Annotated in this window: 7 protein-coding genes and 3 pseudogenes; all 10 read right to left on the bottom strand. The window is 71.4% G+C overall.

Going from position 1 to position 7,954, the window contains the following annotated elements:
* Positions 1 to 90 precede the first annotated feature (90 nt).
* Positions 91 to 372 carry a hypothetical protein gene (locus tag ADL01_RS17950; RefSeq protein WP_053743017.1) on the bottom strand — a complete coding sequence of 94 codons (282 nt, stop codon included), beginning with the start codon at positions 370 to 372 and terminating at the stop codon, positions 91 to 93.
* Between the two features lie 160 nt (positions 373 to 532).
* Positions 533 to 1,255 (bottom strand): FadR/GntR family transcriptional regulator, encoded by a 723-nt coding sequence (locus ADL01_RS17945; protein WP_053743016.1) that lies wholly within the window; start codon positions 1,253 to 1,255, stop codon positions 533 to 535.
* On the bottom strand, positions 1,246 to 2,274 hold the full coding sequence (locus ADL01_RS17940) for an aldo/keto reductase (protein WP_053743015.1): 1,029 nt from the start codon (positions 2,272 to 2,274) through the stop codon (positions 1,246 to 1,248). Before ADL01_RS17940 ends, ADL01_RS17945 begins: the two co-directional genes overlap by 10 nt.
* A 54-nt stretch (positions 2,275 to 2,328) precedes the next feature.
* Positions 2,329 to 3,393: a sugar kinase gene (locus ADL01_RS45370; RefSeq protein WP_053743018.1), complete on the bottom strand. Its 1,065-nt coding sequence runs from the start codon at positions 3,391 to 3,393 to the stop codon at positions 2,329 to 2,331.
* A gap of 93 nt (positions 3,394 to 3,486) precedes the next feature.
* Positions 3,487 to 4,095 (bottom strand): annotated as a pseudogene (locus tag ADL01_RS45365) (bifunctional 4-hydroxy-2-oxoglutarate aldolase/2-dehydro-3-deoxy-phosphogluconate aldolase); the annotation flags it as partial.
* Positions 4,092 to 4,852: pseudogene (locus ADL01_RS17930) on the bottom strand (SDR family oxidoreductase). The pseudogenes ADL01_RS17930 and ADL01_RS45365, both read right to left, overlap by 4 nt.
* Entirely contained in the window at positions 4,849 to 5,892 is a 1,044-nt protein-coding gene (locus ADL01_RS17925; RefSeq protein ID WP_053743014.1) for a (R,R)-butanediol dehydrogenase, read from the bottom strand. Before ADL01_RS17925 ends, ADL01_RS17930 begins: the two are co-directional and overlap by 4 nt.
* Positions 5,889 to 6,326, bottom strand: a complete 438-nt coding sequence (locus ADL01_RS17920; protein WP_053743013.1) for an RbsD/FucU domain-containing protein — start codon at positions 6,324 to 6,326, stop codon at positions 5,889 to 5,891. The genes ADL01_RS17925 and ADL01_RS17920 overlap by 4 nt, the downstream gene beginning before the upstream one ends.
* Positions 6,317 to 7,226 (bottom strand): annotated as a pseudogene (locus ADL01_RS17915) (amidohydrolase family protein). The gene ADL01_RS17920 and the pseudogene ADL01_RS17915 overlap by 10 nt, the downstream one beginning before the upstream one ends.
* Positions 7,219 to 7,954, bottom strand: a 736-nt coding sequence (locus ADL01_RS17910) for an enolase C-terminal domain-like protein (RefSeq protein ID WP_324614609.1), incomplete at its 5' end; no start/stop codon positions are given. The gene ADL01_RS17910 and the pseudogene ADL01_RS17915, both read right to left, overlap by 8 nt.

Below are 7,954 nucleotides of genomic sequence, written 5' to 3'. Positions count from 1 at the left end.
ACGAGGGCGAGGCTTCTTCTTCCCCATGCTCTCCATGATGGACATCCTCCCGGGGCTGAACCCCTGATCTCGGATGTCCGTCAAAGCGGATCAAGCCCAGTCGCGCACCACGAGCACCCAGGCACCGGGCAGGTCAGGCTGAGCGCCCGGCTCGGCCATCGGCCGCCACATGACCCGGTAACGCCAACCGTCGAGCGTGGCCCGCACCCGCTGCCGTCGCCGCCAGGAGGACAGCGCGGGCAACAGGGCCCCGAGCGACGACTCGCCGTCGGGGTCCTCCACATCCAGAGTCTCGGCCAGCGCGCCGACGTCTCCGCGCTCGACAGCCTCCCAGAAAGAGCCCGCACAAGCCCGCCGCCAGTGAGTCCTCACTGCTGACCGCCGGCGTCGACACCTCCACCATTGCGCTCTGGCTCGGACACGCCAGCACAAGGCCACCGACGTCTACCTGCACGCCGACCTGGCCATGAAGAACGAGCGTCGCCCTGCCGCGCAGGCATCTTCACGTGGGGCGTTTGTGTGACGCCGCTCGTCACTTCTGTGTCGGCGATGGGAAGGAGAGTGGCTGGTTTGAGCGGAGGTGCTCCTTCAGGGCCTGTTCGGTGTTGCTCACGTGCAGTAGTGCGGCGGCCTGGCTGAGGGCACAGTCGCGGGTGGCGAGGGCCGCGTAGATGGCCTCGTGCTCGGCGAGGGTGCGTCCCGCGGCCTGGTCGTCGACCAGACCGCGCCAGATCCGCGCGCGCAGCGTGCGGCCGGAGACGCTCTCCAGGAGGGTGAGCAGGGTCTCGTTGCCGGTCGCGGCGACTACGGCGCGGTGGAAGGCGGCGTCGTGCGAGTTGAGCAGTTCGACGTTGTCGTGGGTTTCGCGCATGGCGTCCAGGTGGCTTTTGACTTCGGCCAGCTGGTCGTCGGAGATCCGGGCGGCGGCCAGCGCGGTGGCGACGGGTTCGAGGAGCCGGCGTACCTCCATGAGGTCCTGCAGGGCGGCCGAGTCGCTCTGGAGGAGTTCCACCGCGCCGCCGAGCCCCTCCAGGAGCAGGCTGGGGTGCAGGCTGGTGACGTAGGTGCCGTCGCCCCGGCGGACCTCCAGGACCCGGGCCACGGCCAGTGCCTTGACGGCCTCACGCGCGAGGTTGCGGGACAGACCCAGTTGGGCCGCCAGGTCGGGTTCTGGGGGGAGTTTCGATCCCGGCGGCAGCGCACCCGTGCGGACGAGCTCACGGATCTGATCGATGGCCTTGTCCGTCAGAGACACTTCGGACTCCTCGCCCCGGCGCCCTCGCCTGGCACATCCGGCCTGATCAGTCCTTGGGCACGGAGGTCGTCCCAGAGACCTTCGGGAATGTGCTGCCGGTGGAGTTCCACGTTCCGTCTGACCTGTTCCGGAGTCCTCATGCCGAGGGTGACATTGATGACGGTGGGATGAGTGTGCGGGAAGGCGATCGCTGCCTTGGGCAGGCTCGTCCCGTGGGCGGCGCAGACGTCTGCGATCGCCCGGGCGCGGGCGACCAGAGCCGGCGGGGCGTCCTGGTAGTCGTACTTCATGCCCTCGGCAGGCCGGTCGCGGGAGAGTAGCCCCGAGTTGAACACCCCGACAGCCACCACGCTCTTGCCGAGTTCCTCGGCTGCGGGCAGGACGTCGTCCAGCGCCGACTGGTCAAGGAGTGTGTAGCGCCCGGCGAGCATGACCACGTCGGCGGCGGTCTCGCGCAGGAAGCGGGCGGGCATGGCCGACTGGTTCATGCCGGCGCCGATCGCGCCGACCACTCCTTGGTCGCGCAGGTCCGCCAGGGCCGGCATGGCCTCGTTGGCGGCCTGCTCCCAGTGGTCGTCCGGGTCGTGCAGGTAGACGACGTCCAGGCGGTCGAGGCCCATCCTGTCCAACGTGGCCTCGATGGAGCGCAGCACCCCGTCCCGGCTGAAGTCCCACTGGCGGCGCAGATCGTCCCGTACGACGAAGCCCTCGCTGTCGACGCCTCGTGGATGTTCGTTGGGGACCAGCAGCCGGCCCACCTTGGAGGAGACGACGTACTCGGCACGGGGCCGCTGCCGCAGGGCGGTGCCCAGGCGCAGCTCGGACAGGCCCAGGCCGTAGTGCGGGGCCGTGTCGAAGTAGCGGATGTCGGCTTCCCAGGCGGCTTCGACCGCGGCGGCCGCGTCCTCGGCCGGGGTGACCCGGTACAGGTTGCCCATGACGGAGGCCCCGAAGCCGAGGCCGGTGAGTTCGACAGCGGTGTTCGTTATCTTTCGGCGTCCGGCGGTTCGATGCCTCAACTGTGCTCCTAGCGACTTGGGGGGTATGGGTGGCGCGGGCCACTCGGCGGCAGGTCAGCGTCTGACGGCGGCCGAGCCGTCGGCCATGAGCGCTTCGACCTCGGCGAGCGAGGCCATGGAGACGTCCCCGGGGGTGGTCATGGTGAGCGCGCCGTGCGCGGTGCCGTAGGCGAGGGCCCGCTTGAGGCAGGCAGTCGTCAACCGGCCCGGCCGGTCGTTTCCGGCCAGCAGGCCGTGGATGAGGCCTGCGGCGAAGCCGTCGCCGGAGCCGATGCGGTCCAGGACGTGCAGGGCGGGCATCCGGGGGCCGGTGACGAAGCCGGTTTCGGCGGACCAGGCGGCTGAGGACCAGTCGTTGATCCCGGCCGAGGGCACCTCGCGCAGGGTCGTCGCCAGTACTTTCGCCTCGGGCAGCAGGCCGGACACTTCGGCGAGCGCGTCTGTCACCTCGTCGGCCCCGACGCGGGCCTGTCCCGGATACGTTCCGGCCAGGCCCAGGGCGCCGACGACGACGTCGGCGTGCCGGGCGAGCCGCAGGTCGGCCTCGCGGGCGGCGTCGGCGCCGCCCCGGCCGGCCCAGAGGCTGGGGCGGTAGTTGGGGTCGTAGGAGACCGTGACGCCATGGCGGCGGGCAGCGGCCATGGCCTCGTCCGCGACATCCACCGTGGTGTCGGAGAGGCCGGCGAAGATGCCGCCGGTGTGGAACCAGCGTGCCCCTGCCGAGAACACGTTGTCCCAGTCCACGTCACCCTCCTTCAACTGGGACACGGCCGTGTGTGCGCGATCGCTGACGCCGAGTGCGCTGCGGATGCCGTAGCCGCGTTCGACGAAGTTCAGGCCGTTGCGGGCGGTGCGGCCGACGCCGTCCTCGGGCACCCAGCGGATCAGCGAGGTGTCGACTCCGCCTTGCAGAATCAGGTCCTCGACCAGTCGGCCCACCGCGTTGTCCGCCAAGGCGGTCACGACGGCCGTGCGCAGGCCGAAGCAGCGCCGCAGGCCTCGTACGACGTTGTACTCGCCGCCTCCCTCCCAGACCTGGAAGGAGCGGGCGGTGCGGATGCGTCCCTCGCCCGGGTCCAGGCGGAGCATCACCTCGCCGAGCGCCACCACGTCGATCACCTCCGCGGCCTCCGCGGCCTCCGCGGCCTCCGCGGCCTCCGCGGCCTCCGCGGCCTCCGCGGCCTCCGCGGCCTCCGCGGCCTCCGCGGCCTCCGCGGTCAGTCGGCGGATTCCCTCGTAGTCGCCCCGTCCCAGGTGCGCGGAGGTCACCATCCAGCTGCCGCCGACGGCGAGGACCGCAGGCTCGGCGAGATAGCCGGCCAGCAGACCGGCGCCGATCCCGCCGGTCGGTACGAACCGTGCTTGCGGGAACGGCGCGGTGAGCGCCCGCAGCATCGGCAGGCCGCCAAGGGGTTCTGCGGGGAACAGCTTGACCGTGTCTATGCCGGCCCGCAAAGCCCTCATCAGCTCGGTGGCGGTGGCGACACCCGGCACCACCGGAACTCCCAGCTTCCGGCACATCGCGACGACTTCCTCGTCGAAGCCGGGGGAGACCACGAAGCGGGCCCCGGCCGCCACGGCCCGTTCTGCCTGCTCGGGCGTGAGGACCGTGCCGGCGCCGACGGTGAGTCCGCCGTGCTCCACCATCGCCTTGAGCACCTGCTCGGCTTGCGGGGTGCGGAAGGTGACCTCGGCGCAACGGGCGCCTCCCGCGACGAGCGCCGCGGTCAGCGGGACGGCCGTGTCGGCATCCGGCACGACCAGCACCGGCATGAGGCGGGCACCCGCCAGGACGGAGGCCAGGTCGTCGGTGCTGCTCATCGGCCCAGCCATCCGCCGTCGACGGGCAGGACGACGCCGTGGAGGTAGGCGGCGGCGTCGGAGGCGAGGAAGACCGTGGCGCCCGCCAGGTCGTCCGCGCTGCCCCAGCGGCCGGCCGGGATGCGCTCCAGGATCGCTTTGCTGCGGGCCGGGTCGTCCTGGAGGGCCTGGGTGTTGTCGGTGGCGATGTAGCCGGGGCGATGGCGTTGACGTTGACGCCGTGTGCCGCCCACTCGTTGGCCAGTGCCTTGGTCAGGCCGGCGATGCCGTGCTTGGCGGCGGTGTAGCCGGGGACGGTGATGCCGCCCTGGAAGCTGAGCAGCGACGCGGTGAAGATGATCTTGCCCTGGCCGCGGGCCACCATTGCCGCGCCGACGGCACGGGTGAGGGCGAACTGTGCGGTGAGGTTGACCTGGAGGACCAGCTCCCAGTCGGCGTCGGTGTGTTCGGCGGCCGGGGCGCGGCGGATGGTGCCCGCGTTGTTGACGAGGATGTCCACCGGTCGTTCCCGTCCCGCGAGGTCGGCGCCCAGTGCGCGCACGGCTTCGGGGTCGGCGAAGTCGGTGCGGATCGCCTCGAAGGTGCGCCCTGCCGCGATGACGTCCTTCTCGATGTCGCTGCCGGACTCCTCCAGCGTGGCGCTGACGCCGATGACGTCCGCGCCGGCCTCGGCGAGCGCGCGGGCCATGGCCCGGCCGATCCCGCGGCGGGCACCGGTGACGACGGCGAGCTTCCCAGTGAGGTCGAAGGAGGTCATATGGCGGCTCCCTGGGCGTTGTTGGTGCAGTCCACGAGGATCTTCATCACGTCGCCGCCTGCCTCCAGCGCCTGGAAAGCGGCGGGCGCCTCGGTGAGCGGTACGACCTTGCTGATGAGCCGCTCGGCCGGAATCGTGCCGTCGGCGACGAGTGTCACCGCCTTCTCGAAGTCGGTGCGGGTGTACAGCCGGGCTCCGACGAGGGTGAGTTCGCGCCAGAAGAAGCGGTGCAGGTTGATCTCGCGGGGCCGGGGATGGATGGCGACCAGGCACAGCCGGCCCCGCACCCCCAGCACGTCGACCGCGGTGTCCACGCCGGCGGCGGCGCCGGACACCTCGAAGGCGACGTCCGCGCCCGCGCCTGTGGTCCACTCGCGGACCAGCTCAGCCACGTCGTCGACGGCCGGGTCCCAGGCGGTCAGTCCCGACTTCTCGGCGAGCGCGCGCCGGTAGGCGCTCAGTTCGGCGATGCGTACGTCGGCTCCTGCGGCTCGTGCGACCAGGGCGATGAGGATGCCGACGGGTCCGCCGCCGACCACGACGACGTGCTCGCCCTCGGTGACAGCGGCGCGGCCGACGTCGTGCACGGCGACCGCCGTGGGCTCGACGAGCGCGGCCCGGTCCAGGGGAAGGGTGTCGGGCAGCCGGATGAGTGTCGAGGCGGGCACGGTCCAGCGCTGTTGCATCGCGCCGGGGGAGTCGATGCCGATGAAGTCGAGGTGCTGGCAGATGTGCTGATGGCCTTTGAGACAGGCCGGGCAGGTGTCGTCCCAGCGCAGCGGCATCACCGTGACCGCGTCACCGGGCGCCCAGCCGTCCACACCGGGGCCGACGCGGACGATCCGGCCGGACATCTCGTGCCCCAGGACGGCGGGCGTGGACACCCGGGCGTCCATGTCGCCGTGGAAGATGTGCAGGTCGGTGCCGCAGATACCGACATAGGCGGGCGCCAGCTCCACCTCACCGGGACCAGGTGCGGAGGTTTCGGCGGGGGCGGTGTCCAGGGTGCGGGCGGATATGTAACGGACGGCGAGTGTCATCGCGGGGTCAGGGTCCCTTCAGCGCGGACACCGATGGTCAGCAGCAGGTTGGCGTACGTGCGGGTGTCGGCGGTGACGATCGCCAGCGCCAGGTCGGGGGAGCGGGCGGCGTCGTAGAACTCGAAGCGGCCGAGGGTGTCGACCGGGACGGGCGCCAGCATGGAGCGGTACTCGGCGATGGCCGGCGGCTCCGGTTCGCCTTCCGGCGGCACCATCACGTCGGCCGACTCGACGGGCAGGGCGCTCAGCAGGACGTCGAGCACGGTGGTGACGTCCAGTAGGCCGGGCGCCAGGTTGAGATGGATGATGCGGGCGCGTTCCCCGGTCGCGGTGCTCGCCGGGTAGTGGCCGTCGGCGAGCAGTACCCGGGCGCCGTGGCCGGCTCCGGCCAGCGCTTCGAGGATCCCCGGGTGCAGCAGACGGGTCAGGAGCATGGTGTTCCCTCCTTCCTTTCAGGGGTTTGCGGTGCAGTGCGGTTCAGGCGGTAAAAGCCGGTCGCGGTGTCGGCGAGGATCGCCGAGGTCTCGGTGGCGGAGCAGTCGACGAGCAGTTCCTCGACAGCGGTGGCCCACTGGTTCCACCCGCCGGCGAGGATGCAGACCGGCCAGTCGGAACCGAACATCAGCCGGTCGGGGCCGAAGGCGGACAGCAGTACGTCCCACACCGGGCGGATGTCCGCCGTCGTCCACTGCTGCCAGTCGGCCTCCGTGACCAGGCCGGAGACCTTGCAGCGCACCTGAGGACGCGCGGCCAGCCTCCGCAGCTCCCTTTCCCAGTCGCCCAGATCACCCTGGGCGATGGGCGGCTTGCCCGCGTGGTCGAGGACGATCGGCAGATCGGGGAAGCGTTCCGCCAGGTGGACCGCCTGGTCGAACTGCCGGCTGCGGATCAGGACGTCGTACGCCAGTCCGCGCTCGCCCACCGCCCGCAACCCCCGTTCCACGGAGGGTTGTTGCAGCCACGCCGGGTCCGATTCGCCCTGTACGAGGTGGCGCAGGGCGCGGAGGTACGGGCCACCGGGCCCTGCGAGCAGGTCGTCGAGCATGTCCGCGACGGCCGGGGAGGTGACAGCCGACGACCGCGCCGATGAGCGGGTCGGTGCCGGCCAGGGCGAGCAGTTCCCGTGTCTCGGGCACGGAGGCCACGCACTGGACGACCACCGTGCTCGCCAACTTCCGTCCGGCGACCGGCCGGGTCGCCGCCGAGCGCAGGTCGGCCGCGCCGAAGGTACGGCGGATGGGCTCGTGGCCGGGCTCGTCCAGCCAGGGCTGGGGTCGGCGGTCCAGGTCCCACAGGTGATGGTGGGCGTCCACCAGGCACCGACTGTCAGACACGGGAGGCCCAGACGGGGCCGTCGGGGTAGGTGTACTCCTTGAGGGAGTCCTGGTGCATCTGCGCGCTCAGCCCGGGAACAGCGGGGGCGAGGTAGTGGCCGTCGGCGATGCGCACGGGGTCGACGAAGTGCTCGTGCAGGTGGTCGACGTACTCGATGACGCGGTCCTCGGTGGTGCCGGTGACGGCGACGTAGTCGAACATCGACAGGTGCTGCACCATCTCGCACAGGCCGACTCCGCCGGCGTGCGGGCAGACCGGCACGCCGAACTTCGCGGCGAGCAGCAGGATGGCGATGTTCTCGTTGACGCCGCCGACCCGGGCGGAGTCGATCTGCACGATGTCCACCGCGCCGGCCTGGAGGAGCTGCTTGAAGACGACCCGGTTGGCGATGTGCTCGCCGGTGGCGACCTTGATGGGGCTGACGGCCTTGCGGACGGCGGCGTGGCCGAGGATGTCGTCGGGGGAGGTGGGCTCCTCGATCCAGTACGGGTCGTAGGGGGCCAGTTCGCGCATCCAGTCGATCGCGGGCTGGACGTCCCATCGCTGGTTGGCGTCCACGGCGATGCGGATGGAGTCGCCGACCGTCTCGCGGGCGGTGCGCATGCGGCGTATGTCGTCCTCCAGGTCCGCGCCGACCTTCAGCTTGATCTGGGTGAAGCCGTCGGCGACGGCCTCGCGGGCCAGGCGGGCCAGCTTCTCGTCGGAGTAGCCGAGCCAGCCGGGGGTG

Source organism: Streptomyces sp. NRRL WC-3618 (assembly GCF_001280005.1).
Taxonomy (GTDB): domain Bacteria; phylum Actinomycetota; class Actinomycetes; order Streptomycetales; family Streptomycetaceae; genus Streptomyces.
The sequence above is the reverse complement of the archived record's forward strand: the minus strand, read 5'-3'. Positions and strand labels throughout refer to the sequence as shown.